This is a genomic window from Microbacterium bovistercoris, from assembly GCF_003387575.1.
Lineage (GTDB): Bacteria > Actinomycetota > Actinomycetes > Actinomycetales > Microbacteriaceae > Microbacterium > Microbacterium bovistercoris.
Map to the genome: position 1 here is coordinate 109,501 of NZ_QUAB01000047.1, position 25,924 is coordinate 135,424.

Genomic DNA, 25,924 nt, shown 5'->3' on the forward strand with positions numbered 1-25,924 from the left:
TCGGCGCTTGACATTCCGTGGAGCGCGTTGCACCATGAGTCTTGCAAATGTGAACGGTCACATTGGGTGACCGCCCTGTATCGAGGAAGATCCGTGAGCACCACAGCAACAATGCCGGCCGTGTCCGGCCCCATCCTGGAGATGCGCAGCATCACCAAGGAGTTCCCGGGAGTCAAAGCTCTGTCCGACGTCTCGATCACCGTCCGCCCCGGCGAGATCCACGCGATCTGCGGCGAGAACGGCGCAGGCAAGTCGACCCTGATGAAGGTGCTGTCGGGGGTCTACCCGTACGGCTCGTACACCGGCGACATCCTGCTCTACGGTCAGGAGCAGCGGTTCAAGGACATCCCCGCCAGCGAGCAGGCCGGGATCGCGATCATCCACCAGGAGCTGGCACTCATCCCCGAGCTGTCCGTCACCGAGAACATCTTCCTCGGCAACGAGATCGAGCACGGCGGACGGATCGACTGGACCGCGCAGAAGCAGCGCGCCGTCGAGCTGATGGCACGGGTCGGACTCGACGAGGACCCCGACATCGCGATCAAGCACCTCGGCGTCGGCAAGCAGCAGCTCATCGAGATCGCCAAGGCGCTCAACAAGGACGTGCGGCTGCTCATCCTCGACGAGCCGACCGCCGCGCTCAACGAGAACGACTCGCAGCACCTGCTCGATCTGATCCTCGGGCTGAAGGCCAAGGGGATCACCTCGATCATGATCAGCCACAAGCTCAACGAGATCGAGCGGGTGGCCGACGAGATCACGATCATCCGCGACGGGCGCACGATCGAGACCCTCGACGTCACCAGGGGCGAGATCAACGAGGACCGCATCATCCGCGGGATGGTCGGCCGCTCCCTGGAGAGCCGCTACCCCGACCGCACCCCCGACATCGGCGAGGTCTTCTTCGAGGTGAAGGACTGGTGGGTGCGGCACCCGACGGTGTCCGAGCGCATGGTCGCGAAGGGCTCGAACATCGAGGTGCGGCGCGGCGAGGTGGTCGGCATCGCCGGCCTCATGGGCGCGGGACGCACCGAGCTCGCGATGAGCATCTTCGGCCGGTCCTACGGCATCTACGAGTCCGGCACCATCGTGAAGGACGGTGAGATCGTCGAGCTTCCGGATGTCGCCGCGGCCATCGATCACGGGCTCGCCTATGTCAGCGAGGACCGAAAGGTGCTCGGGCTCAACCTGCTCGACACCATCAAGCGCTCGATCGTCGCGGCGAAGCTGTCGAAGATCGCCACCAGGGGCGTCGTCGACGAGCGGGCCGAGATGGCGGTCGCCGAGAAGTACCGGAAGTCGCTGCGCATCAAGGCCCCGACGGTCGAGGAGGGCGTCGCGAAACTGTCCGGCGGCAACCAGCAGAAGGTCGTGCTGGCGAAGTGGATGTTCACGGATCCCGATCTGCTGATCCTCGACGAGCCGACCCGAGGCATCGACGTCGGCGCGAAGTACGAGATCTACTCGATCATCAACGAACTCGCGTCCGCGGGCAAAGGCGTGATCGTCATCTCCAGCGAACTGCCCGAGCTGCTCGGGATCACCGATCGCATCTACACCGTCTTCGAGGGGCGCGTCACGGACTGCATCCCCTCCGACCAGGCCACTCCGGAGGCGCTCATGCGCAGCATGACCTCCACGAACCAGAAAGCACAGGCATGAGCACCGACACCACCACAGAGCGGGCCGGCTTCCATTTCGGCGACATCCGCAAGATGTTCGGCGGGGGGCAGTCGAAGATGCGCCAGTTCGGCATCCTCGGCAGCCTGCTCGTCATCATCGTTCTGTTCCAGATCCTCACCGGAGGGCTCACGCTCTCGTCGGGGAACCTGATCAACGTCGTCAACCAGTACTCGTACATCCTGATCCTGGCGATCGGCATGGTGATGGTCATCATCATGGGGCACATCGACCTGTCGGTCGGCTCGGTCGCCGCCGTGGTCGGCATCATCGTCGCCAAGGCCATGGCGGACTGGAATCTGCACTGGGGACTGGCGATCGTCCTCGGTCTGGCCGTCGGCGTCTTCATCGGAGCGGTGCAGGGCACGTGGGTCGCGTACGTCGGCGTCCCCGCGTTCATCGTCACCCTGGCCGGCATGCTGTTCTTCCGCGGCGCGAACCAGTTCATCGGGCAGTCGACCACCGTCGCCGTGCCCAGGCCGTTCACGTTCATCGGCGCGGGGTACCTGCCCGAGCTGCCCGTGCCCGTGCCGTTCAACGTGCTGACGATGGTGCTCGCGCTGATCGCCGTCGCCTGGCTGGTCGTGCACGAGGCCCGGATGCGGCGCGCGCAGCGTCAGACCGGATCGGAGATGGCGCCCGCCTGGGTCAGCGTGACCAAGGTCGTGCTGCTGTCCGCCGTGATCCTCATCGCCGGATGGCTGTTCGCCACCGGACGCGAGGGCACGAGCTTCCCGATCTCGGGCGTCATCCTGGTGGCCCTGGTCATCCTGTACTCGTTCATCACCCGCAACACCGTGTTCGGCCGCCACATCTACGCGGTCGGCGGCAACCGCCAGGCGGCACGACTCTCGGGCGTGAAGGATCGCTGGGTCGACTTCTTCGTCATGATGAACATGTCGGTGCTGGCGTCGCTGGCGGGCATGCTCTACGTCGCGAGGGCGACCGCCTCCGGTCCGCAGGACGGCAACGGCTGGGAGCTGGACGCCATCGCCGCGGTCTTCATCGGCGGCGCGGCCGTCTCAGGCGGCATCGGCACCGTGATCGGGTCGATCATCGGCGGCCTGGTGATGGCCTTCCTGAACAACGGCCTGGCGCTTCTCGGCGCCGGCGCCGACGTCGTCGCGATGATCAAGGGCGCGGTGCTCGTGGTGGCCGTCGGCATCGACGTGCTGAACAAGCAGCAGGGCAGGCCCTCGATCACCGGGCTCATCTCCCGCAAGTTCTTCCGCAAGGAGCCGGAGCCCTTCCAGTCATCCGCCGCCGGGTCGGCGAGCGGAAAGTAGGGGACCCCGAGCACCGCGGGGTTCACGACACCAGAGAAAGAGATCACATGAAGAAGCTGATTCTCACGGCGACAGCGATCGTCGCCGTCGGCGCATTCGCGCTGACCGGATGCTCCTCCGAGCGCACCGGTGGATCCGATGGCGGATCCGACAGCGGCGACAAGGCCGGATTCGCCGCGGACGCCACCATCGGCGTCGCACTGCCCGACAAGACCAGCGAGAACTGGGTGCTCGCCGGTGATCTGTTCAAGAGCGGTCTCGAGGACGCCGGGTTCAAGGCGAACGTGCAGTACGCGCCCGCGACCAACACCGTCGCCGAGCAGCAGAACCAGATCCAGGCGATGGTCACCGGTGGCGCCAAGGTCATCATCATCGGCGCGAAGGACGGCAAGCAGCTCGCCACGCAGGTGGAAGCTGCTCGCGAGGCAGGCGCGTACGTGATCGCGTACGACCGTCTGATCGAGAACACCGAGGCCGTCGACTACTACGTGGCGTTCGACAACTTCAAGGTCGGCGAGCTGCAGGGCCAGGCACTGCTCGACGGGCTGGAGGAGCGTGCGGGTCACGAGGCGCCCTACAACATCGAGCTGTTCTCCGGGTCGCCCGACGACGCCAACTCGAAGGTGTTCTTCGACGGCGCCATGAAGGTGCTGCAGCCGAAGATCGATGACGGCACTCTCAAGGTGCTCTCGGGCCAGACCGACATCGCGCAGACGGCGACCGAGGGCTGGAAGGCCGAGAACGCCCAGCGCCGGATGGACTCCATCCTCACCTCGACCTACAGCTCCGCCACCATCGACGGCGTGCTGTCGCCGAACGACACCCTGGCGCGCGCCATCATCACCTCGGTGCAGCAGGCAGGCAAGCCGGTCCCGGTGGTCACCGGTCAGGACTCCGAGGTCGAATCGGTGAAGTCGATCATGGAGGGCGTGCAGTACTCCACGATCAACAAGGACACCACGCTGCTGGTGCAGCAGGCCATCAAGATGGTCGGCCAGCTGCAGAAGGGCGAGGAGGTCGACGTCAACGACACCGAGCAGTACGACAACGGCGTGAAGGTCGTCCCGGCGTACCTGCTGCCCCCGGTCATCGTCACGAAGGACAACGCCGCCGAGGCGTACAAGAACGTGCCGAGCCTGGAGAAGGTCGTCGAATCCTACGAGTGATCTGCAGTCCACTCACCACGCAGAAGCGGGCCGTCCTCGGGCGGCCCGCTTTCGCATGTCGGCCGACTACCCTTGTAGGGACATGGCACATCTCCTCGGGGCCGAAGGCCTGCATCTCGAGTACCCCACCCGCGTCGTCTTCGACTCCGTCACGCTCGGCGTGGAGGAGGGCGACCGCATCGGCATCGTGGGTCGCAACGGCGACGGCAAGTCGAGCCTGCTCGGCATGCTCGCAGGGCTCCGCGAGCCGGATGCCGGCCGGGTGACCGTCCGCGGCGGAACGACGATCGGCCGCCTCGATCAGGCCGACACCCTCGACGACGCGCTCACGGTGGGCACTGCAGTGGTCGGCGACACCCCGGAGCACGAGTGGGCGGGGGACGCCCGCGTCCGCGACGTGATCTCCGGACTCGTGGCCGACCTCGGCTGGGACACCCCGGTCGCCGCGCTCAGCGGCGGGCAGCGCCGCCGCGTGTCGCTCGCGAAGCTGCTGGCTGGGGACTGGGACGTGCTCTTCCTCGACGAGCCGACGAACCACCTCGACGTCGAGGCCATCACCTGGCTGGCCGGGCACCTCAAGAACCGCTGGGCGAAGAACTCCGGCGCACTGCTGGTGGTGACCCACGACCGGTGGTTCCTCGATGAGGTCTGCAACGCCACCTGGGAGGTGCACGACCGCATCGTCGAGCCCTTCGAGGGCGGCTACGCCGCTTACATCCTGCAGCGCGTGGAGCGCGACCGCATGGCCGCGGCATCCGAGGCGAAGCGTCAGAACCTGGCGCGCAAGGAGCTCGCCTGGCTGCGTCGCGGCGCGCCCGCGCGCACGAGCAAGCCGAAGTTCCGCATCGATGCCGCCAACGAGCTGATCGCCGATGTGCCGCCGATCCGTGATTCGGTGTCGCTGCAGTCGCTCGCCGTCTCGCGGCTGGGCAAGGACGTCGTCGACCTGCTGGATGCGGGGGTCTCCTACCCTTCGACAGGCTCAGGGACCCAGGAGAAGGTCGTGCTGAAGGACGTCGAATGGCGCATCGCACCGGGTGAGCGCACCGGCATCCTCGGTGTGAACGGCGCGGGCAAGTCCACGCTGCTCGGCCTGATCTCGGGTGCCGTGCAGCCGACCAGCGGACGGGTGAAGCACGGCAAGACCGTGCAGGTGCGCACGCTCACGCAGCGCCTGGATGAGCTCGACAAGCACTGGAACGATCCGGTGCGCACCGTGATCAGCGGCCTTCGCACCTCGTACACGTTCGGCACCGGCTCGAAGGCGCAGGATCTCACGCCCGGGCAGCTGCTGGAGCGCCTCGGGTTCACCTCGGCGCAGCTGTCCACCCCGGTGAAGGACCTCTCCGGTGGCCAGCAGCGCCGGCTGCAGCTGCTGCTCGTGCTGCTCGACCAGCCCAACGTGCTGATCCTCGACGAGCCCACGAACGACATGGACACGGACATGCTCGCCGCGATCGAGGACCTCCTCGACTCGTGGCCGGGCACGCTGCTGGTCGTCAGCCACGACCGGTACTTCCTCGAGCGTGTCACCGACCAGCAGTACGCCATCCTCGATCGGCACCTGCGTCACCTACCCGGCGGCGTCGACGAGTACCTGCGGCTGCGCGCACTGGAGCAGTCCGCCTCGGTCGTCGACCGCCCTTCATCTCGCTCCGCTCACTCAGGATCCGCGGGGCAGGGTGCAGCGCCGCAGGCTTCCGCTCTCGACGGCGCCGCCCGCCGCGCCGCCGAGAAGGAACTCGCCGCGCTCGAGCGCAAGATGCAGAAGCTGAACGGCGACATCGACAGGGCCAAGCACGCCCTCGCCGATCACGACCAGTCCGACTACGCCGGTCTCGGCGAGAAGATGAAGGCCATCCAGGCCCAGCAGGACGAGGTCGAGGAGCTCGAGCTGCGCTGGTTCGAGCTCACCGAGCAGCTCGGCTGAGTGCCCTCACGAGGTCTGGGCCGCGAACGCGATCAGCAGCATCGTCACGAGGAATCCGCAGAGGTAGTTGATCCACAGGAACCGCCGCCAGCCCCGATTCGCGTTCGCCGAGTCCTGGTCGCTCACGCCGGCGTACGGTGCGGCGGCGAGAAGGTAGGGGACGGCGAGCACCGCCGCCAGCGCGCCTGGCCATCCGGTCATGAGCATCAGAAGTCCCGCGGCGGTCCAGCAGGCGAGCGCGAAGCGCACCGTGCGCGCGGCACCGAGCACGGTGCCGATGGAGGCGATGCCGGCCTCCCGGTCGGGAACGATGTCCTGCACAGCCCCGAAGGCGTGACTGGCCATGCCCCAGAGGAAGAACGCGCTGAGGGCGGCGACGAGACCCGACGTGAAGTCGCCGCCGGCGAGCACCACGCCGTAGACGGCAGGGCTCACGAAATGCGTGCTGGACGTCGCGGAGTCGAGGCCGGGCACCTCCTTGAACCGCAGCGGCGGCGCGGAGTAGGCCACCACGGCGAAGAGACTGACCGCGAGGACGAGCCAGGAGAGCGGCGATCCCATCGCGACGAGTGCGAGGACGAACGGCAGGCACAGCACCGCAGAGGCGATCAGGACGCCCCGGTGTCGCGATGCCGGCAGCAGCGCTCCTTCCACTCCGCCCTTGCGCGGGTTGGCGAGATCCGATTCGTGGTCGAAGACGTCGTTGATGCCGTACATCGCGAGGTTGTATGGCACGAGGAAGAACAGCGTCCCGATGATCAGTGCCGCGTCCAGCTCCCGCGCCGTGAGGAGGTAGGCGGCGGCGAACGGGTAGCCGGTGTTGATCCAGCTGAGCGGGCGGGAGACGGCGAACAGGTCACGGATCATCGTGCCTCCTCAGTGCTCCCCAGAGAGCCGGGAGCAGGATCACGGCGGCCAGGGGATAGGCGAAGTCCTCGATCGGCGCTGCACCGAGCGTCAGCCCCGAGACCCGCTGGTCCTCGGCATAGGCGAACAGGCCGGCGGCGATCATCAGATTGTCGAAGACGGCGGTGAGGGCGACGAGTGCCGCGGCGGTGATCGCCAGCGCCGCGACCGACAGCACACGCCGACGGCGGGTGGTCACGGCGACCGCTGCCGCCGCGGCGAGGAACCCCGCGCAGAGCAGAATGTAGGTCATCGCGGGCTCCGCCGGTGATCGAGCGCGCGCTGGATGCCGCAGGCGAGAGTCATCGTCAACTGGCAGAGGAACAGGAGGAAGAGCGGCTCTTCCAGAGGCAGCTCGGGCGCTAGGAGGACGCCTGTCGAGTAGGGGTTCTCGCCGCGGAAGAAGATCCCCAGTGCGATGCCTGCGGCGTCCCAGAGCAGGAGGAAGGCGACGCCGATGCCGAGGACGATCGCCGCGCGCAACGGATCGCGTCCGAGGAAGAGCCGGTGCCGCAGGTCGACCACGACCGTACCGGCGAGCGAGACCAGCAGCAGCATGAGGTACAGCGCGTTCACAGCGGCTCCGGGAGCGGGGTCGCCGTGCGGTCGCCGCGCAGCCGCTTGAGCACCAGCTCGGCACTGATCAGGCACATCGGCAGCCCGATGCCCGGAATGGTCGAGGCCCCGGCGAGCAGCAGCCCCTTGACTCGAGGGGAGGCGTTCCTGCCCCGGAGCACGGCGCTCTGACCCAGCGTGTGAGCCGGGCCGAGCGCCCCGCCCCTCCAGGCGCCGAACTCGCGCTCGAAATCGGCCGGGCCGACGCTGCGCCGCACGACGACGCGCTCACGGAGTTCGGGGATCTCGCACCACGCGGCGATCTGGTCGATGGCGGAGTCGACCGCACGTTCCACGGCCGGTGATCCCGCTCCGTCGATGCCGCCGGCGCCGAGGGCGGGATCTGCGGGCACGGGCACCAGGACGAAGAGGTTCTCGTGCCCGGGAGGGGCCACATCGTCAGAAGCGCTGGGACGGCAGACGTACAGTGACGCCGGCTCCGGCACGCGCGGACGATCTCCGTAGATCGCGTTGAATCCGGCCTCCCAGCCGTCCGCGAACAGCAGGGTGTGGTGGGCGAGCTGCGGCAGCTCTCCCCGGATGCCGAGCATCGCGAGCACGGCGCCGGGTCCCGGGTCGCGACGGCGCCACCAGCGCTCGGATCGGCTCCGATGCTCGGGAGCGAGCAGCTCCCGCTCCGTCACGCGGAGATCGGCCGTGGAGACGACGACGTCCGCTGCGAGCACCTCGACGCCGTCGGCCGACTCGACCTCCACGCCGGTCGCGGAGCCGTCCTCCACGACGATCCGTCTGGCCCGCGTCCCGGTCCTCAGCGTCGCTCCGCGTCCGGCGGCGAGTTCGGCGATCACGTCGATCACCGCGCCGAGACCGCCGCGCGGGTAGAGCACGCCCTGGCCGATGTCGAGGTGGCTCATCAGGTGGTACATGCTCGGCGCCTTTGCCGGGGAGGTGCCCAGGAAGACGGCGGGGTACCCGAGGATGCGCTGTACACGGGGATCCGGCGAACTGCGCCGGATCATCCGGTCCAGGGGCTCACCGAGGAGGCGGGCGAGCCGGGGTAGGCGACGGAGGAGGGCGGTGTCCAGGAACGGGCGGAATGACTCGTAGCTGCTGTAGAGGAACGACGATGTGGCCAGGGAGTACGTCTCCGCGGCCGATGACATGTACTCCGAGAGTCGTTTCCCGGATGACGGGTCCAGCGCGGTCAGCGCGGCCAGCGCATCGTCAGCCGGAAGGTCGAAGGGCGTGGGGTCCCCCTCGAAGTACACGCGATACGCGGGGTCGAGTCGGACCAGGTCCAGCTGCTGCCTGGCGGACGTGCCGAGCAGGCGGAAGAAGTGGTCGAACACCTCCGGCATGAGGTACCACGACGGGCCGGTGTCGAAGACGAACCCCTCGCTCTCCCAGCGACCGGCTCTTCCGCCGAGCTCGTCCCGTGCCTCGACCAGGGTCACCTCCAGTCCCTCGTCGGCCAGCAGCGCTGCGGTGGCGAGTCCGGCGATGCCTCCGCCGATGACCACGGCGCGCTCCGCCGCCCTCACCCTCGCACCTGCCCGAGCGCCGCACCCGACACCAGTCGCAGCTTCACGCCCATCGGCACGGACACGCGCTCGCGTCTCAGCTGATCGACCGGCGTGGTCCTGAGCTGCTCATTGAGGCGTCCGAAGAGTGCAGCGGCTGCTGCCGTGGCACGGCGGGAACGGGGCGGGAGCCGCCTGATGGCGGACCGCGCCGCAGCGAGGTCGTCGGCGATCTCGTCGACCATGGCGATCTTGTCCTCCTCTGCGAGCACACCCGCGTGGGTGCCCGGGATGTACTGCCGGCCGAGGGAGTCGACGTCCTCGGCGAGGTCGCGCAGGAAGTTCACCTTCTGGAAGGCGGCACCGAGCCTGCGGGCGCCCTCCTCCAGATGCTCGTCGATCGTGACGCCGGGTGCCTCACGCGCGAAGACGCGCAGGCACATGGATCCGACGACCTCGGCGGATCCGTGCACGTAGCGCCGGAACGTCTCGCGGTCGGATGCGAACGGATCGAGGTCCATCCGCATCGAGGCGAAGAACGGCCGGAGCAGGTCCGCATCGATCCCGGTCTGACGCGCGGTGACCGCGAACGCGTGCACGATGACGTTCGTGCTGAAGCCACGAGAAAGAGCCAGGATCGTCTCCTGCTCGAGCTCGTCGAGGATGCGGCGGGTGGTGCCGGTGTCGAGTCCGGCTTCGGAGGCGGGACCGTCGACGATCTCATCGGCGATGCGCACCAGGCCGTAGACATCGGCGATGCCCTGCCTGACGTCCCGGGGGAGCAGGCGGCTGGCCATCCCGAATGATGTCGAATAGGAGCGGATGATGCGCCGAGATGACGATCGCGCGGTGGTGGTGTACAGGGCGAGGCCCTCCGGTCTGCTCATGCCTGACGCTCCGCGCACATCCTGGCGATGCCGGACAGCGCGTCCCGCAGCACTGCCGGAACAGGGGCGAGGTCGATCTCGCGCCGTGTCCTGTCGAGCTGCTCGGCAACGGCGCCCTGCATCCGTTCTGCGGCACCCGAGGCGATGAGCGCGTCGCGCAGCCGGGCGGCGTCGGTCTCGTCGAGGGGGACACGGCCGAAGAGATGTCGTACCTCGTGCCACTCCGGAGTCTGCTCGGCGTAGGCGATCAGCAGTGTGCGCTTGCCCTCGCGAAGATCGCCTGTGATCGACTTGCCGGTGCGTGACTCGGCTCCGAAGACTCCGAGGACGTCGTCGCGCAGCTGGTAGAGCACGCCGAGTTCGCTGCCGATCCGCTGGAGAGCGGCCACCGTGCCGGGGTGGGCGCCGGCGATGATCGCGCCGGCCCGCAGCGGGGCGGCGCAGGAGTACGTCGCCGTCTTCTGCGCCATCGTCAGGATGATGTCCCCCGAGGACGGCGAGGTCATTCCCCGTGCCGCCCCCACGTCGGCGTGCTCGCCGGCGACGGCGTCGAAGAGTGCGTCGTCGATCGCCCGGTGCATCTCGCGGGCGATCGGGTCCCGGAGCTCGGAGACGAGCGCATGTGCGCCGCTGATGAGGAGGTCGCCGGCGAGCATCGCCGACGCCGTGCCCCACGCGGTCGCATCCTCGAGAGGTCGACCCGCATCGATCGCGTCCGAGGTGAAGAGCCCGGCCAGGTTCGGCCGGCCCCGGCGGATCAGATCGCCGTCCAGGACGTCGTCGTGCAGCAGGAGCGCCGTGTGCAGCAGCTCGAAGGCGGCACCGGCGGTCTCGGCCGAGCGGCGGTCACCGCCGCCGAGATGGTCATGGGCCAGCAGCACCAGCCGCGATCGCAGGCGCTTGCCGCCGTCAGCCGCATCCGCGATACGCCGCCAGAGCAGGGCGTGCCCCGCGTTCCGTGTCCGCGCGTCCTCGGCGCGCGCGGCGAAGAAGCGACGGATCCTCTCCTCCACGCCCGTGGTGATCTCGGACGGCGTGGTTCTCATGCTGCGGTCCTCTGCCAGGCGCTCGGGCGGATCTCGCCGTGCGAATCGGACAGTTCCTCCGCCTGGCTCACCAGCCAGGGGCTGAACGCCCAGGGGGCGGCGCGGAGGGCTGCTGCGAGATCGGCGGGTTCCACCCAGCGCAGCTCCATCGCCTCCGAGGGGACCGGAGAGGGAACGTTCGTCGCGCGAGCGGTGTACACCGGGCACACCTCGTTCTCCACCGTTCCCGAGGCGTCCACGGCACGGTAGCGGAAGTCCGGGAGCTCCAACCGGATGTCGGCGAGTTCCAGGCGGAGCTCCTCGCGCGCCCGGCGGATGACGGCGTCGGGGATCGGTTCGAAGGGCTCGGGATGCCCGCAGAAGGCGTTCGTCCAGGTGCCTGGCCAGGTGCGCTTGCCCAGCGCCCGCCGGGTGAGCAGGACCCGGCCGTCGTCGTCGAGGACGTGACAGGAGAAGGCGAGGTGAAGCGGCGTGCTGGTGTTGTGCACCTCGTGCTTGGCCGCGACGCCACGAGGCGTGCCGTCGTCGTTGAGCAGCACGACACGTTCCGCGAGGATGGTCATATCTCTCTCCTGTCTATTTACTAGCCAAGCTAGCTGTATCCCAGAGCATATAGCCTCGGTGAGCTAAAGTCATGGACATGGCGAAGCCGATCCCGCCCAGACCAGCGCCGGTCGTGCTGCACGACCCCCGCCGTCTGGATCCGGACGAGGAGATCGTGCACCGCTCGCACCTCACCGATGACGAGCTCGCGCAGGTCGTCCGCGTCCTCGACGCGATGCACCGCTGGCGAGAGGCCGAGCGGGCCATGAGCGAGGAATCGCAGCGGTACATGAAGCTCGGCGAGACCGACATGCGAGCACTCCGGCTGCTGATCGCCGCCCAGCGGCAGGAGGCGGTGGTCACCCCCGGCGACCTCGCGACGCATCTCGGGGTGTCCACGGCGTCGGTGACGAAACTGCTGGACCGGTTGGAGAAGGGCGGACACATCCGCCGTCGTCCGCATCCGACGGATCGGCGCAGGCTCGCCATCGAGGTGACGGCGCGGACGCGCCGGGCCGCGAGAGAGAGCGTCGGACGCTCCCACGCCAGGCGCTTCGATGTGGTCGCCGCTCTCTCCGCCGAGCAGCGCGCCGTCGTCGCGGGATTCTTCGACGACCTCGCCGCCACCGCCGATCCGGAGGGCGAGCGGCAGGAGCAGTGATGGGCTGCGCCGTGAGGACGGCGGGAATACTCGGAGCGTGACGGCGCTTGGCCCACTCAGCGGACCCGCTGCGGCGAGGCCCGGACGTTATCGCCACCGGGAGGCGTCATGGAAGGTCTCGAGGTCACCGTCCTGCTCGGCGCGACCATCGTCGTCGGCGCGATCATCGCGCCGCGGATACGGCTCGCACTGCCGCTCGTGCTCGTCGTGCTCGGGCTGCTGCTGGGTTTCGTGCCCGCCCTGCGTGAGATCCAGCTGCCGCCGGAGACGGTGCTGCTGCTGTTCCTGCCGGTCATGCTGTTCTGGGAGAGTCTGACGACGTCGCTGCGCTCGATCCGCCGCGACTTCCGCTACATCCTGCCGATGAGCACCGTGCTGGTCGTGGCGAGCGCCTTCGCCGTCGCGGGTGTCGCGGTCCTGTTCGGTCTGCCCTGGGAGGCGGCCCTGATCCTGGGCGCGGCCGTGGCGCCGCCGGATGCCACGGCCGTGGCCGCCCTCGGACGCCTGCTGCCGCGGCGGATGTTCATGAAGCTGAAGGCCGAGAGCCTCACCAACGACGGCACGGCACTGGTGCTCTACGCCATCGCCGTGTCGCTCGCCATGGGGGCGCAGATCACGCCGCTGTCGGTGACCTGGATGGTCGTGATGTCGTATGTGGGCGGTGTCGCCGCGGGCGTCGTGGTCGCCGGTCTCGGCTACCTGGTGCTGCGCCGGATGACGTCGACGATCGTGATCAACGTCACCCTTCTGCTCCTGCCCTTCAGCGCATTCCTGATCGCCGAGCTCGTCGAGGCGTCCGGCGTGCTGGCCGTGGTCGTCGCGGGCCTGATCGTCGCCGCTGTCGCGCCGCGGATGACGACGGCCGCGTCGCGCCGGCAGGCGGATGCCGCGTGGCCGTTCGGCGTGTACCTGCTCAACGGCGCGCTGTTCGTGCTGATCGGCATCGAGGTGCAGTTCGTCGTGCACGAGATCTCGGCCGCGATGATCGGATGGCTCGTGCTGGTGACCCTCGCGGTGTGGCTGGTGCTGCTGGTCGTGCGTCTGCTGTTCCAGCTTCTCACCGCGCCGTTCAGCAGGCACGGCTCCGCACTGCCACCGCGGACGCGGGCACGCGCCTGGATCGTCAGCACGGTCGCCGGAATGCGCGGCGCCGTCTCTCTGGCGATCGCGCTGTCGGTGCCGCTGGCACCGGGGGCGGGTGATGCCGTCGAGGGCCGGGACTCGGTCGTCTTCGTCACCGCCGGCGTGATCCTGCTCAGCCTGCTGGTGCAGGGCCCGCTTCTGCCCGTGATCGTGCGCTGGGCGAAGCTGCCGGTCGACCACGCCGAGGATGAGGAGTATGAGATGGCCGAGCGCGCCATCTCGGGCGCAGCCCTGGCCGCACTGGACGAGCTCGCCGCCGAGCACGGTGTGAGCGAAGAGGTGCGCGACCGCGCTCGCCGCGAGGGCTACGAGGCGCTGGAGCTGGCCAACGCGCGCGCCCTGGAGCGCGAGCGCGGCCTCATCGATGCCGAGGTCGGCGCGATGGAGGCCATGCTCGACGAGCCCGACCCCCTCGCGCTGGAATCGGCCGTGGACCCGGCGGTCCGAAGCTCCGCGGCGCCCCTGCGCATGCTCGCCGTCTCCACCGACGTCGACGTGCTGCAGCGCTCGCCGCTGGTGCGCCACGACGAGGCCACCCGTCTCAAGCTCGCCCTGATCGAGCGCAAGCGCGTCGTGCTGCACGGGCTGCGCCGGTCAGGCACGGTGGACGACCTGGTCGTGCGCCGGATAGCGGCGCGGATGGACCTCGAGGAGGTGCGGCTGCGCGGCATCGAGGAGTTCGGCTGACTCCTCGCTGTGACGCCGTGTGACGGGCTGATTCGGGCGACATCGGATGCCGCACGTACGGTGATCGAGTCCCCCAAGAGAGGAACCCGACCACCATGTCTCGACGCATCACGTCTGTCATCGCCGCAGCCGCGGCAGCCACCGCCCTCGTCGTCAGCCTCGCCGGCTGCGCCTCCCAGCCCGCCGCCGACGGCTCGTCGGATTCCGCCGATAAGACCGTGAAGATCGGCGTCGTCGGCAAGAGCGACCCGCAGTGGCCCGCCTTCGTGGATGCCGCGAAGAAGGAGGGCATCACGGTCGAGCTGGTCGACTTCGGTTCGTACGAGCAGCCGAACCCGGCACTCGCGCAGGGCGAGCTCGACCTGAACCAGTTCCAGCACATCGTCTACCTCGCGCAGTACGACAAGGCCTCCGGCGAGGACCTGCAGCCCATCGGCGCCACCGCGATCTACCCCCTCGGCCTGTACTCGAAGAAGTACGAGGACGTGAAGGACATCAAGGAGGGCGAGACCGTCGCCGTGCCCGACGACGCATCGAACCAGGCACGCGCGCTGCTCGTGCTGCAGTCGGCCGGACTGGTGTCGCTGAAGAGCGGCGGCACGATCGTCAGCGACCTCGCAGATGTCGACACTGAGAAGTCCAAGGTGAAGGTCACAGCCCTCGAGGCCGCGATCATCCCGACAGCGCTGCCGGACGTCGCCGCCGCGATCATCAACAACGACTTCGTCGAGGATGCCGGGCTCAGCTTCGCCGACGCGATCGCCCAGGACGACCCGTCCGACCCGAACGCGCTCCCGTACGTGAACATCTTCGCCGCGCGCGCAGATGACGTGGACAACCCCACCTACAAGAAGCTCGTCGAGATCTTCCAGAACGACGAGGGCGTGCAGAAGGGGCTGCAGGAGGCCTCGGGAGACACCGCCGTCCTGCTCGACACCCCGGCCGCGGATCTTCAGGAGTCTCTGAAGAAGGTCCTCGAGGACACCGTCATCAGCGAGTGACCTGACGGAATCCCACCTGAATGCGAGACAATCGGGCGGCGCGATCTCGCGTCGCCCGATTCCGTGCCGTCACACCCCGGGAGAGCATATGGCCATCGTGAGCCTCGCCGGCGTCACAAAGACGTACCCGCCCGCTGCGAAGGGCGATGCCCCCGTCACCGCCGTCGACGACGTCAGCCTCGACATCGAACGAGGAGACGTCTTCGGCATCATCGGCTACTCCGGTGCAGGCAAGTCGACTCTCGTGCGGCTGATCAACGCGCTGGAGCCCGCCAGCGGCGGCACCATCCACGTCGATGACATCGACATCACCGCGCTGTCGGAGCGCGAGCTGCGCCGGGTGCGCGGCGGCATCGGCATGATCTTCCAGCAGTTCAACCTGTTCTCGTCCAGGACTGTCGGAGCGAACATCGCCTATCCGCTCAGACTGGCGGGCTGGAAGAAGGCCGACATCGACGCCCGCGTCGCCGAGCTGCTCACCTTCGTCGGGCTGTCGGACAAGGCCAAGGCGTATCCCGAGCAGCTGTCTGGCGGTCAGAAGCAGCGCGTCGGCATCGCGAGGGCCCTGGCCACCAGACCTCGTATCCTGCTTGCCGACGAGGCGACCAGCGCGCTCGACCCGCAGACCACGCACGAGGTGCTCGAGCTTCTGAAGCGGGTCAACGAGGAGCAGGGCGTCACGATCGTCGTCATCACGCATGAGATGGATGTCATCCAGACCATCGCGACGAAGGTCGCCGTGATGGAGAAGGGCCGCGTGATCGAGCACGGAGACGTCTTCGACGTCTTCTCGAACCCGCAGAACCCCGCGTCCCAGCGTTTCGTCGGAACCGTGATCAAGGGCATCCCCTCGCCTGTCGAGGCTGCCGCACTGCGCGAGCGGCATGCCGGCCGCCTGGTGACGTTCTCCTTCCGCGACGGCGACTCGTCGCAGGCCCAGGTCTTCCTCGACCTCGCCACCGCCGGCCTGGAGTTCGAACTCGTCTACGGTGGCATCAACGACATCCGCGGGCGGGCCTTCGGACACCTCACCCTGGCCGTCAGAGGAGCGGACGCCGAGATCGATGCGGCACTGACGAAGATCGGCGCCCATGCCCAGGTCACCGAACTCGCCTTCGACGGGGAGGTGCGCTGATGGAGCGGCTCAACGAGCTCTGGCCCGAGTTCTGGCAGGCGGCGCTCGAGACGCTGTACATGACCACGTTCGCGCTGGTCATGGCCGGCGTGCTCGGCACCTTCGTCGGCATAGGGCTCTACATCACACGGCCCGGAGGGCTGACGCCGAACTGGCTGGTGCGCGGCATCCTCGAGCTGCTCGTGAACTTCTTCCGGCCGATCCCGTTCGTGATCTTCATCGCCGTCGCCATGCCGCTCACCCGCGCCGTGGTCGGCAGCGGCATCGGCACGACGGCCGGCGCCTTCGCGATCGGACTGGCCGCGACGTTCGCCATCGCCCGTATCGTCGAGCAGCATCTCGTCTCCGTGCCACCGGGCGTGATCGAGGCAGCACGGGCGATGGGTGCGGGGCCCTGGCGCATCCTGTTCACCGTCGTCATGCCGGAGTCCCTCGGCCCGCTCATCCTCGGTTACACGTTCATCGTCGTCGCGCTGATCGACATGACGGCGATGGCGGGTCTGATCGGCGGCGGCGGCCTCGGCGCGTTCGCTCAGATCTACGGCTTCCGCCAGTTCGAACCGGTCGTGATGTGGGTCGCGATCATCCTCATCGTCGTGTTCGTGCATCTCGTGCAGACGCTGGGCACGTGGCTGGCGCGCAAGGTCATGCGGCGCTGAGCGGTCCCTCGGGGTTCGCATAGCCGCGTCGCGTAGCGTCGTGTGACATGAACGTGGTCGACGTCATCGCCGTCGTGCTGCTGATCGTCGCGCTCCTGAGCGGCATCCGCGCCGGCCTGTTCGCCGTGCTCGGAATGCTCTGCGGCCTCATCGCGGGCGGTCTCGCCGCCCCCTGGGTGCTGCCGTGGGTGTCCGGGCTGACGGCGACGAGCGAGTGGCACGGGTTCTCCGTCGTCGGGAGTGCGATCCTGCTCCTCGCGATCGGGGCGAGCATCGGCGCCGGGATCGGCAGCCTGTTCCGGCACGGCGCCGACAAGCTCAAGCTGCGCGGCATCGAGCGCCTGCTCGGCGGCGTGCTCGCGGTCGTCACCGCTGCGCTCGCGCTCACCCTCACAGGCGCGGGCATCGCCGCAGCCGGCATCCCGGTCGTCTCGGCCTCCGTCGCCTCCTCCACGGTCCTCCGGACGATCCAGGACAGCACTCCGCCGCCGGTCGCCGAGGCCATGGCACGGCTGCACTCCGCCGTGCTCGGCGACACCACCCTGCCCACGATCGACGGTCTCCTCGACGAGAGCGACCTCGCGAACGCCCCGGATCCCGGCGAGATCGACACCGAGGACCCGGCGCTCGCGGCAGCCGCGCGATCGGTGGCCAAGGTGTCCGGCATGGCGCCCGCGTGCGGCGTGGTCTCCAGCGGTTCCGGATTCGTCGTCGCCGACGACCTGATCGTCACGAACGCGCACGTGGTCGCCGGCGTCGACGCGCCGATCGTCGAGCTGCCGGGCGAGCCCGCGCGCGACGGGCGCGTGGTGTACTTCGACCCGGTCGACGATCTCGCCGTGGTCGCCGCCGACGTGCGCGCCGACCCGCTGCCGCTGGCGGACACGCTGCAGGCCGGCGACGGCGGCGTGGTGCAGGGCTACCCGCACGGAGGTCCGTTCCGCACTGTTCCCGCAGGCGTCATCCGTGCGGGCGCGCTGCTGATCGACGACATCTACGGCATGAGCACCGCGGAGCGATCGGTGTACACACTGCAGGCCGACGTGCAGCCCGGGAACTCCGGCGGTCCGCTGCTCACCCAGAGCGGCGCCGTCGCGGGGGTCGTCTTCGCCCGCGACGAGGTGCAGCCTCAGGTCGGCTACGCGATGACGAACGCCGAGCTGCTTCCCGTGCTCGCCCGCCTCGATCCCGCGGTGCGCGCGGTGTCCACCGGCAGCTGCCGCACCTGAGAACCGCTACGGACGCTCCTGCAGCGTCCTGTGCGTGACGAACTCGCGCGGCGCCCCGCTGAGCGGGTCCACGAACCGCAGTTCGCGCGCCAGAAGCTGCAGCGGCTTCGCGAAGTCGTCCGGCGCCTCGGGCAGCAGATCCGGGTAGAACCCGTCGTTCAGAATGCCGGCCCCGAGGGCGGACAGATGCACGCGCAGCTGGTGCATCTTGCCGCTGTGCGGGCGCAGCAGCGTGTGCACGACGCGGTCGTCGAAGTCGATCAGCTCGATCAGCGTCTCGGAGTTCGGCTCGCGATCCGGATCCACCCGCACGCAGACGTGCGAGCGCAGCTTCTCGATGTGGTTGCGGTACACGATCGGGAATCGGATGCCGGCGAGCGCCGGCTCCGCGGCATCCCAGTCCGCAGGCAGCGCGGAGACGGCCTCGTAGACCTTCTCGACCTGCCGCCTCTCGAAGAGCAGCTGGTACGCGCCGCGGGTCTCTGGGCGCGTCGAGAACATCAGCAGCCCGGCCGTCGCACGGTCGAGCCGGTGGATCGGCGTGAGGTCGGGGTTTCCCAGCAGATTGCGCAGCCGCACCAGGGCGGAGTTCTGCAGGTACTTGCCCCCGGGAGTCGTCGGCAGGAAGTGCGGCTTGTCCACGACGACGAGGTCGCGGTCCTGGTGCAGGATCTCGACCTCGAACGGGATGTCGCGCTCCTCCGGGGGCTCCCGGTAGTACCAGACGAACTCCTCGGCGCCCAGGGGAGTGTCGCGTGCGAGTGAGGATCCGTTGAACGCGACGATGTCACCGCGATCGAACCGCCGCAGCAGCCGCTCAGGATCGAGGTGCGAGAACCGCTCCGCCATGTACTGCGAGACCGTGTCCCAGGGCCCCTCCAGTGGCACATGGAGCCTGGTGGCACCCACACCGTCGCGCACCGGGAGCGGTGAAGTCATCGCCATCAGCGCGCGCCCGCAGCGAGCCAGGCGTCGAACGACGTCGGCGCGATCCGCGCACCGGCGGGCGGCAGCAGCACCTCGCCGGAGAACTCCAGTCCGAGCGCGGCGCCGGCCCAGGACGCGCGGATCGCGCGATCCGCACCGCGGGCCGCGAAGGTGCGCCGCGCCATGTCCACCGCATCCTCGGTGCGCGGACCGGCGACGACGATCCCGGCCGGGTCCGGTGCTCCGAGAGCCACCTCGACGAGGACGGATGCCACATCGGCGGGAGCGATCGGCTGAAGCAGCAGCGGCGGCACCACGGCCTCGCCGTCGACGATGGCGCGATCGGCGATCATCGCCGGGAAGTCGTGGAACTGCGTCGCGCGCACGATCGTATAGGGCACCGCTCCGGCGCGGACGGTGCGCTCCTGCGCCCTCTTGCCGAAGTAGTGCGGTCCGCCCTGCACCGCGTCGATGGCGGCGATCGACAGCGCGACATGGTGGCGCACGCCCGCCGCGGCCCCGGCTGCCAGCAGGTTCTCCGAGGCGGCGGTGTACACGCGCTCAGCCTCTGCGGCATCCGCCGCCGCCGGGTTCGACACGTCGATGAGCGCCTCGACATCGGTGAGCCGCTCGGCGAGTCCCGCGCCGCCGACGAGGTCGACGCCCTCGCCGCGGCTGAGCGAGACGACGTCGACGCCCTCGCGTGAGAGCAGGGCGACGACCAGCCGCCCGATCCGTCCGGTCCCGCCCGCCACTGCTATGCGCATGCTGCCTCCAATGTCCGTCGTTACCAGCTTGGCGCATCCGCTCGGCGCACGGGACCTTTCGCCCTATGCGGCACGCGCGAAGCGAGTGCGGTACTGCTGCGGTGCGAGGCCTATGCGGTCGCGGAAGTGCTTGCGCAGGGCGGCTCCGGTGGCGAAGCCGGAGCGGCTCGCCACGTCATCGATGAGCAGATCCGTGGTCTCCAGCAGCTCGCGGGCCCGGTCCACCCGTGCGTCGGCGAACCAGTTCCCGACGGTGCGTCCGGTCTCGGCGCGGAACCGCCGCGTGAGGGTGCGTACGCTCATTCCGAACGCGTCGGCGACGTTGGCGAGCGTCAGTGGCTCATCGATGTGATCGATCAGCCACGCCTGGATCTCGCTCGCCGAACCGCTCGCCGCGGCGGCGACCGCAGGACGCGCGACGAACTGCCGCTGTCCGCCGCCACGATGCGGCGCCGCCAGCGTCGCCCGCGAGACCGCCGCTGCCACCGCCGCACCATGATCGCTCGCAATGAGGTGCATCGTCGCGTCGATCGCGGCCGACGCCCCGGCCGCCGTCAGCACCGAGCCGTGGTCCACGAACAGCTCGTCCTCCCGCAGATGGACCTGCGGAAACCGGCGGGCGAACTCGTTGGAAGCACACCAGTGCGTCGTCGCCTCCTTGCCGTCGAGCAGTCCGGCCGCCGCGACGGTGAATGCCCCGGTGCAGTAGCTCACGATCCGCCGATCCGCATATGCGGCGAGCCCGATCGGGTCATCGGACACCTCGGCCCTGCTCCACGGCGGCACGATGATTGTGTCAGCGCTCTCCAGCGCGCGACGGTCTGCCTCCGGCGCGATCGTGAAATCCGCGTTGGTGGGCACGGGCCGACCGTCCAGCGAACAGGTCGTGACGGAGTAGAGCGGCTCGCCGTCGCGGAGAGCCGCGCGGAAGAACCGGGCGGGGATGCCGAGCTCATAGGGGAACACCCCGGGGAGGGCGACGACCACCACATTGTGCATGGCCAGATTATGACAGATGTTGTCTTTCAGGTCACTGGTGTGATTCCGCCGCCTCCGGAATTCTCGGTGATGCGGTCAAGTCGGCCGCCTCCTGTGATCAGCAGATTGGTAAGCAGATGCGTTCAGCGAAGTACTTCGGCGCCGGTGCGGCATCCGAGGTCATCTCCCTCATCGACGTTCCGGTGCCTGCGCCCGGCCCGGGTCAGGTCCTCATCAGGGTCGGAGCCGTCGGGCTCAATCCGGTCGACGTGAAGATCCGCGCGGCGGCTGAGGATTTCGGAGTGATCGAGTACTCGGACCGCCCCGGGTGGGATGTCGCGGGGGTCGTGACCGAGGTGGGAGCCGGCGTCTCCTCCTGGAGGCCGGGTGATCGTGTGTTCGCACTCGCCGGATTCCCCGTCGCCGCGCAGACTCTGGCCGACTACGCAGTAGTGGGCGCAGCGGATCTGGCATCCGTGCCGTCGGATTGGAGCATCGCGCAGGCAGGCGCGGCACCCGTGGTTGCGCTCACCGCCTGGCAGGCGCTCGAAGCCGCGCGGGTCGAACCCGGACAGCGGGTGCTGGTGCTGGGCGGTGCGGGAGGAGTGGGCCACCTCACCGTCCAACTGGCGAAGGCCCGCGGCGCCGAGGTGATCGCGACGGCCGGCCCGGCGAAACACGAGCTGGTCCGTTCCTGGGGTGCCGACCTGGTCGTCGACTATCGCGACGAGGCCGCCCTCGAGGAGATCTCACGGGTGGATGCCGTGATCGTCACCGTCAGCGACGTCACCCCGCCGCGGCAGTCCATCGGAGACGGAACCGCGGTGATCACGATCACCGCGCTGTCCGAGGAGCAGCGCACGCTGCTGGCCGACTGGGGTGCGGCGCCGGTCGAGCGCATCCTCGTCCACGCCGACGGCACTCAGCTCGCGGAGATCGCGGACATCGCCGACGACGGCGGGCTGACCGTGCACCTGGATTCGGAGTTCCCGCTCGAGCGCCTCGCAGACGCACAGGAGCGCGTCGAAACCGGTCGCGTCACCGGCAAGGTGGTCGTGGTCGTCGACTCCGCTGTTCGCTGAGCAGGAGCCCGACCCGTTCAGACGTCGAAGCTCAGGCTCAGCTTGCGCAGCAGCCCGGCCAGTCTCTCGCGGTCGGCGCGGGGGAGCGCCGCCAGCAGCGTCGCCTCCGCGTCGACGAGTCGGGTGATCGCGGCATCCACCCGCACCTTGCCGTCGTCGGTCAGGGTCACGAGCACGCTGCGGCCGTCACCCGGGTCGGCCTCGCGGCGCACCAGACGGCGGCCGACGAGCCGGTCGATCCTGTTCGTCATGGTGCCGCTGGAGACCAGGGTCTGCTGCAGCAGCTGCTTCGGCGAGAGCTGGAACGGCGCGCCGGCACGGCGCAGTGCTGACAGCACATCCCACTCCCACGACTCCAGATCGCTGCGATGGAACACGTCGCGCCTGGCGCGATCGAGGTGCCGGGAGAGGCGGTCCACCCGCGACAGCACCTCGAGCGGTGAGAAGTCGAGATCGGGACGCTGTGTCGTCCACGCGCCGACGATCCGGTCGACCTCATCCGCTTCGCTCATCCGACCATTATCGCGCGAGGTCGGTCTCACTCCCTGCCGCGGGCAGCGTGAGCGTCATGAAGGCGCTGTGCGGATCCGCGGGGTACGCGCCGAACGGACCGCTGTCGTGGAATCCCGCCCTGGCGTACATCGCCCTCGCTGGCACGAAGAAGTCGGCGCTGTCCGTCTCGAGGGAGAGGCGCAGGATGCCGCGGTCCGTGGCATCCGCGACGAGGTGGGCGAGCATCGCCCGGCCGATCCCTCTCCCGCGGACGGCGGGGTCGGTGCGCATCGACTTGATCTCCTCGTGACCGTCCTCGACCGGGACCAGGGCGCCGGTGGCGACCGGACGGTCCCCGTCGAAGGCGGCGAACAGACGCACGTGCTCGGCGAGCAGGCGCTCGAACTGCAGGGCGTGCCGGCTCTCGGCCGGAGCGGTCGGCTCGAGCTCGGCGTGATCGGCGGTGATGAAGTCCACGAGAGCGGGGGAGGAGGCCTTGACGCGATCGATGCGGATGGTCACCGCACCAGCATCCCAGCCGCGAGGTGGCAGACTTGACGGGCGGCCCGCTCCGGCGGGGCGCGGTCCGCCGTGGTGTAATGGCAGCACGACAGCCTTTGGAGCTGTGAGGTTCAGGTTCGAGTCCTGGCGGCGGAGCATGACGCAGAACAATCTCGCCATCGTCGTCCTCGCTGCGGGGCAGGGCACCCGCATGAAGTCCCGGCGGCCCAAGGTGCTGCACGAGATCGGCGGGCGCCCGCTGGTCGGCCACGTGCTCACCCAGGCCGCCGCACTGGAGGCCTCGTACGTCGAGGTCGTGGTGCGACACGAGCGCGACCAGGTCGTGTCGGCGCTCTCGGCGCAGTACCCGGGCGCCGTGATCGTCGACCAGGACGAGATCCCCGGCACCGGACGTGCCGTGCAGGTCGCGCTGGAAGCCCTGCCGGCCGACTTCGACGGCGACGTGCTCGTGCTCTCCGGCGACGTGCCGCTGCTCGAGGCAGACACGCTGCGCGCGCTCATCGAAGGGCACCGCGCCGCGTCCGCCGCGGCCACGCTGCTGAGCGCGGTCCTCGACGACCCGACCGGCTACGGCCGCATCATCCGCGACGCCGCCGGCGGCGTGCAGCGCATCGTCGAGCAGAAGGACGCGGATGCCGCCGAGGCGGCCGTGCACGAGATCAACGCCGGCGTATACGTGTTCCGCGCTCCGCAGCTGCGCACGCACCTGGCCCGCATCACCCGGGACAACGCCCAGGGCGAGCTGTACCTCACCGACGTGATCGGGCTGCTGCGCGAGGCGTCTGAGCCGGTCGCCGCAGAGATCGCCGCCGACGCGGCATCCACCTTCGGCATCAACGACCGCATCCAGCTCGCCGAGGCGGGCAAGGTGCTGCGGCAGCGCATCATCCGCCGCTGGCAGCGCGAGGGCGTCACCATCGTCGACCCCGAGAGCACGTGGATCGACGACGACGCGGTGCTCGCTTCCGACGTGACGATCCTGCCGAACACCCACATCCTGCGTGCCACGAAGATCGACTCCGGCGCGATCATCGGCCCCGACACGACCCTCGTGGACTGCGAGGTCGGTGAGGACGCCGTGGTCAAGCGCACCGACGCGACTCTCGCGGTGATCGGCGCGCGCGCCACCGTCGGCCCGTTCTCCTACCTGCGCGCGGGCACCGTGCTCGGCGAGGGAGGCAAGATCGGCGCGTACGTCGAGACGAAGAACGCCCAGATCGGCGAGGGCTCGAAGGTGCCGCACCTGTCGTACGTCGGCGATGCCACGATCGGCCGTGGCGTGAACCTCGGCGCCAGCACCATCACCGCGAACTACGACGACGTGAACAAGCACCGCACCGAGATCGGCGACGAGGTGCACACCGGCTCGCACACGGTGCTCGTCGCGCCCGTTAGGCTTGGTGCAGGAGCGAAGACCGGGGCCGGAGCGGTCGTCCGCAAGGACGTGCCGGCTGGTGCACTGGCCATGAGCGTCGCCCCTCAGCGCAATGTCGAGGGGTGGGTCGAGAAGAACAGGGCGGGCACGGCCGCGGCGGATGCCGCGGCACGGGCCGAATCGGCGGAATAGGCGGATCCCGATGGGGCGCAAGAAGAAGACGATCGAGCTGGACCGCGAGAACGGCGTCGCGCCGGGTCTGATCGCCAAGACCAAGAAGCGACTCGTCGTCGCGGGCGGGCGGTCGGTTCCCGAGCTGACCCGCCAGGTCGCCGGAGCCCTCGGCACCGAGATCGCGCCGGTCGAGCACCGCACGTTCGCCTCGGGTGAGATCTACGCCCGCTTCGAGGTGTCGATCCGCGGCTGCGACCTGTTCATCGTGCAGTCCTTCGGAGAGCCGGTGAACGAGTGGCTGATGGAGACGCTGATCATGCTCGACGCGGCCAAGCGCGCGTCTGCCAAGCGCATCACCGTCGTCGCCCCGTACTACCCGTACTCCCGTCAGGACAAGAAGGGCCGCGGCCGCGAGCCGATCAGCGCCCGCCTCGTCGCCGACCTGCTGAAGACCGCCGGCGCCGACCGCGTGATGAGCGTCGACCTGCACGCCGCGCAGATCCAGGGCTTCTTCGACGGCCCCGTCGATCACCTGTTCGCGAAGCCCGTGCTGCTGGACTACTTCGAGAAGAACCTCACCGCCGAGGACCGCGAGACGCTCACGATCGTCTCGCCCGACATGGGCCGTGTTCGTGTGGCCGACACCTGGTCGGACAGCCTGAACGCGCCGCTCGCGATCATCCACAAGCGCCGCGACCCGAAGGTCGCGAACCAGGTCTCCGTGCACGAGATCGTCGGCACGGTCGAGGGCCGCACCTGCCTGCTGGTCGACGACATGATCGACACCGGCGGCACGATCGTGAAGGCCGCGCAGGCGCTGAAGGCCAACGGCGCCCGACGGGTGATCGTCGCCGCGACGCACGCGATCTTCAGCGACCCGGCATCCGATCGCCTGCAGGACTCCGCGATCGACGAGGTCGTCGTCACCGACACGATCCCGCTGTCGGAGTCGCGCCGGTTCCCGAATCTCACGATCCTGCCGATCGCGCCGCTGCTCGCGACGGCGATCCGTCAGGTCTTCGAGGACGGCTCCGTCACGAGCATGTTCAACGGCGAGGCCTGAGGTTTACGTCATACATCGCCTTCGTATGGCGTTCTCATAGGTCTGCATCGGATGCTGGTCGCATGACTTCTCACGCGACCCGCACCGTGACCGCTCTCGCCGGGGCCGCCGGCGTGCTGCTGCTGGCCGGATGCTCCGGTGCCGCCGACGCCGAGTCCGGCGACTCCGCAGCCCCCGCTGAGTACACCGACGGCACGTACACGGCGGAGGGGTCGTACCAGACCCCGGAGACCGTCGAGCAGGTCTCGGTGACGCTCACCCTGACGGATGGGGTCGTCAGTGACGTCGAGGTGACCGGCGATCCGCAGGCGAGCGAGACCGAGCAGTACCAGGGCCAGTTCATCGGTGGCATCGCGGCGGAGGTCGAGGGCAAGAACATCGACGAGCTGGAGGTCGACCGCGTCGCCGGGTCCTCGCTGACCAGCGGTGGCTTCAACCAGGCTGTCGAGAAGATCAAGGAGCAGGCGCAGACCGCCGAGTGATCCCTGC

General features: G+C 69.1%; 26 protein-coding genes and 1 tRNA gene. 15 read left to right on the forward strand and 12 right to left on the reverse strand.

Going from position 1 to position 25,924, the window contains the following annotated elements:
- Positions 1 to 111 precede the first annotated feature (111 nt).
- The 4 genes from mmsA (at position 112) to DY023_RS15365 (ending at position 6,062) form a co-directional block, all read left to right on the forward strand.
- A complete protein-coding gene (mmsA, locus tag DY023_RS15350) occupies positions 112 to 1,662 on the forward strand; it encodes a multiple monosaccharide ABC transporter ATP-binding protein (RefSeq protein ID WP_181905874.1) in 1,551 nt (516 codons plus the stop codon).
- Positions 1,659 to 2,966: an ABC transporter permease subunit gene (locus tag DY023_RS15355; RefSeq protein WP_116243218.1), complete on the forward strand. Its 1,308-nt coding sequence runs from the start codon at positions 1,659 to 1,661 to the stop codon at positions 2,964 to 2,966. The genes mmsA and DY023_RS15355 overlap by 4 nt, the downstream gene beginning before the upstream one ends.
- 47 nt (positions 2,967 to 3,013) lie before the next feature.
- Positions 3,014 to 4,132: a substrate-binding domain-containing protein gene (locus DY023_RS15360; protein ID WP_116243219.1), complete on the forward strand. Its 1,119-nt coding sequence runs from the start codon at positions 3,014 to 3,016 to the stop codon at positions 4,130 to 4,132.
- 82 nt (positions 4,133 to 4,214) lie between these two features.
- Complete coding sequence (locus DY023_RS15365; protein WP_116243220.1) at positions 4,215 to 6,062, forward strand: ABC-F family ATP-binding cassette domain-containing protein; 1,848 nt, start codon at positions 4,215 to 4,217, stop codon at positions 6,060 to 6,062.
- A 6-nt stretch (positions 6,063 to 6,068) separates the two neighbouring features.
- Here DY023_RS15365 and DY023_RS15370 read toward each other — a convergent pair whose 3' ends face one another.
- From DY023_RS15370 to idi, 7 genes are read right to left on the reverse strand one after another with little or no spacing between them, the layout of a single operon-like run.
- Positions 6,069 to 6,929, reverse strand: a complete 861-nt coding sequence (locus DY023_RS15370) for a prenyltransferase (RefSeq protein WP_116243221.1) — start codon at positions 6,927 to 6,929, stop codon at positions 6,069 to 6,071.
- Complete coding sequence (locus DY023_RS15375) at positions 6,919 to 7,221, reverse strand: lycopene cyclase domain-containing protein (RefSeq protein WP_116243222.1); 303 nt, start codon at positions 7,219 to 7,221, stop codon at positions 6,919 to 6,921. The genes DY023_RS15370 and DY023_RS15375 overlap by 11 nt, the downstream gene beginning before the upstream one ends.
- Complete coding sequence (locus DY023_RS15380) at positions 7,218 to 7,544, reverse strand: lycopene cyclase domain-containing protein (protein ID WP_116243223.1); 327 nt, start codon at positions 7,542 to 7,544, stop codon at positions 7,218 to 7,220. Before DY023_RS15380 ends, DY023_RS15375 begins: the two co-directional genes overlap by 4 nt.
- Positions 7,541 to 9,064, reverse strand: a complete 1,524-nt coding sequence (crtI, locus tag DY023_RS15385) for a phytoene desaturase family protein (protein WP_116243224.1) — start codon at positions 9,062 to 9,064, stop codon at positions 7,541 to 7,543. Before crtI ends, DY023_RS15380 begins: the two co-directional genes overlap by 4 nt.
- Before the next feature lie 17 nt (positions 9,065 to 9,081).
- A complete protein-coding gene (locus tag DY023_RS15390; protein ID WP_116243225.1) occupies positions 9,082 to 9,951 on the reverse strand; it encodes a phytoene/squalene synthase family protein in 870 nt (289 codons plus the stop codon).
- Positions 9,948 to 10,997: a polyprenyl synthetase family protein gene (locus tag DY023_RS15395; protein WP_116243226.1), complete on the reverse strand. Its 1,050-nt coding sequence runs from the start codon at positions 10,995 to 10,997 to the stop codon at positions 9,948 to 9,950. Before DY023_RS15395 ends, DY023_RS15390 begins: the two co-directional genes overlap by 4 nt.
- Complete coding sequence (idi, locus tag DY023_RS15400; protein ID WP_116243227.1) at positions 10,994 to 11,560, reverse strand: isopentenyl-diphosphate Delta-isomerase; 567 nt, start codon at positions 11,558 to 11,560, stop codon at positions 10,994 to 10,996. Before idi ends, DY023_RS15395 begins: the two co-directional genes overlap by 4 nt.
- Positions 11,561 to 11,637: 77 nt before the next feature.
- On the opposite strand from idi, the gene DY023_RS15405 reads away from it, so the two are divergent.
- The 6 genes from DY023_RS15405 to DY023_RS15430 all read left to right on the forward strand — a co-directional run bounded on the left by DY023_RS15405 (position 11,638) and on the right by DY023_RS15430 (position 18,055).
- On the forward strand, positions 11,638 to 12,201 hold the full coding sequence (locus DY023_RS15405) for a MarR family winged helix-turn-helix transcriptional regulator (protein WP_245958734.1): 564 nt from the start codon (positions 11,638 to 11,640) through the stop codon (positions 12,199 to 12,201).
- Between the two features lie 108 nt (positions 12,202 to 12,309).
- The gene (locus DY023_RS15410; RefSeq protein ID WP_116243229.1) at positions 12,310 to 14,031 is read left to right on the forward strand and encodes a Na+/H+ antiporter; all 1,722 of its coding nucleotides are present in this window, start codon (positions 12,310 to 12,312) and stop codon (positions 14,029 to 14,031) included.
- 95 nt (positions 14,032 to 14,126) lie between these two features.
- The gene (locus DY023_RS15415; RefSeq protein WP_116243230.1) at positions 14,127 to 15,032 is read left to right on the forward strand and encodes a MetQ/NlpA family ABC transporter substrate-binding protein; all 906 of its coding nucleotides are present in this window, start codon (positions 14,127 to 14,129) and stop codon (positions 15,030 to 15,032) included.
- An 88-nt stretch (positions 15,033 to 15,120) separates the two neighbouring features.
- A complete protein-coding gene (locus tag DY023_RS15420; RefSeq protein ID WP_116243231.1) occupies positions 15,121 to 16,167 on the forward strand; it encodes a methionine ABC transporter ATP-binding protein in 1,047 nt (348 codons plus the stop codon).
- Positions 16,167 to 16,826 (forward strand): methionine ABC transporter permease, encoded by a 660-nt coding sequence (locus tag DY023_RS15425; RefSeq protein ID WP_116243232.1) that lies wholly within the window; start codon positions 16,167 to 16,169, stop codon positions 16,824 to 16,826. Before DY023_RS15420 ends, DY023_RS15425 begins: the two co-directional genes overlap by 1 nt.
- Positions 16,827 to 16,873: 47 nt before the next feature.
- Positions 16,874 to 18,055: a MarP family serine protease gene (locus tag DY023_RS15430; RefSeq protein WP_116243233.1), complete on the forward strand. Its 1,182-nt coding sequence runs from the start codon at positions 16,874 to 16,876 to the stop codon at positions 18,053 to 18,055.
- 6 nt (positions 18,056 to 18,061) lie between these two features.
- Here DY023_RS15430 and DY023_RS15435 read toward each other — a convergent pair whose 3' ends face one another.
- From DY023_RS15435 to DY023_RS15445, 3 genes are all read right to left on the reverse strand, one after another.
- Complete coding sequence (locus DY023_RS15435; protein ID WP_220347337.1) at positions 18,062 to 18,994, reverse strand: pseudouridine synthase; 933 nt, start codon at positions 18,992 to 18,994, stop codon at positions 18,062 to 18,064.
- Between the two features lie 5 nt (positions 18,995 to 18,999).
- Positions 19,000 to 19,749, reverse strand: coding sequence for an SDR family oxidoreductase (locus tag DY023_RS15440; protein WP_116243235.1), 750 nt, complete (start codon positions 19,747 to 19,749; stop codon positions 19,000 to 19,002).
- Between the two features lie 63 nt (positions 19,750 to 19,812).
- On the reverse strand, positions 19,813 to 20,748 hold the full coding sequence (locus DY023_RS15445) for a GlxA family transcriptional regulator (RefSeq protein WP_116243236.1): 936 nt from the start codon (positions 20,746 to 20,748) through the stop codon (positions 19,813 to 19,815).
- Between the two features lie 116 nt (positions 20,749 to 20,864).
- On the opposite strand from DY023_RS15445, the gene DY023_RS15450 reads away from it, so the two are divergent.
- A complete protein-coding gene (locus tag DY023_RS15450; RefSeq protein WP_116243237.1) occupies positions 20,865 to 21,809 on the forward strand; it encodes an NADP-dependent oxidoreductase in 945 nt (314 codons plus the stop codon).
- A 17-nt stretch (positions 21,810 to 21,826) separates the two neighbouring features.
- Here DY023_RS15450 and DY023_RS15455 read toward each other — a convergent pair whose 3' ends face one another.
- Both DY023_RS15455 and DY023_RS15460 read right to left on the reverse strand, forming a co-directional pair.
- The gene (locus tag DY023_RS15455; protein ID WP_116243238.1) at positions 21,827 to 22,321 is read right to left on the reverse strand and encodes a MarR family winged helix-turn-helix transcriptional regulator; all 495 of its coding nucleotides are present in this window, start codon (positions 22,319 to 22,321) and stop codon (positions 21,827 to 21,829) included.
- A 7-nt stretch (positions 22,322 to 22,328) separates the two neighbouring features.
- Positions 22,329 to 22,823: a GNAT family N-acetyltransferase gene (locus tag DY023_RS15460; protein WP_116243239.1), complete on the reverse strand. Its 495-nt coding sequence runs from the start codon at positions 22,821 to 22,823 to the stop codon at positions 22,329 to 22,331.
- Positions 22,824 to 22,886: 63 nt separating this feature from the next.
- Between DY023_RS15460 and DY023_RS15465 the strand changes: the two genes are divergently transcribed.
- The 4 genes from DY023_RS15465 (at position 22,887) to DY023_RS15480 (ending at position 25,917) form a co-directional block, all read left to right on the forward strand.
- Positions 22,887 to 22,958 (forward strand) — tRNA-Gln (locus DY023_RS15465).
- A gap of 1 nt (position 22,959) precedes the next feature.
- Positions 22,960 to 24,390, forward strand: a complete 1,431-nt coding sequence (gene glmU, locus DY023_RS15470) for a bifunctional UDP-N-acetylglucosamine diphosphorylase/glucosamine-1-phosphate N-acetyltransferase GlmU (protein WP_116243240.1) — start codon at positions 22,960 to 22,962, stop codon at positions 24,388 to 24,390.
- Between the two features lie 10 nt (positions 24,391 to 24,400).
- The gene (locus DY023_RS15475; protein WP_116243241.1) at positions 24,401 to 25,435 is read left to right on the forward strand and encodes a ribose-phosphate diphosphokinase; all 1,035 of its coding nucleotides are present in this window, start codon (positions 24,401 to 24,403) and stop codon (positions 25,433 to 25,435) included.
- A gap of 62 nt (positions 25,436 to 25,497) precedes the next feature.
- On the forward strand, positions 25,498 to 25,917 hold the full coding sequence (locus DY023_RS15480) for an FMN-binding protein (protein ID WP_116243242.1): 420 nt from the start codon (positions 25,498 to 25,500) through the stop codon (positions 25,915 to 25,917).
- Positions 25,918 to 25,924: the final 7 nt, after the last annotated feature.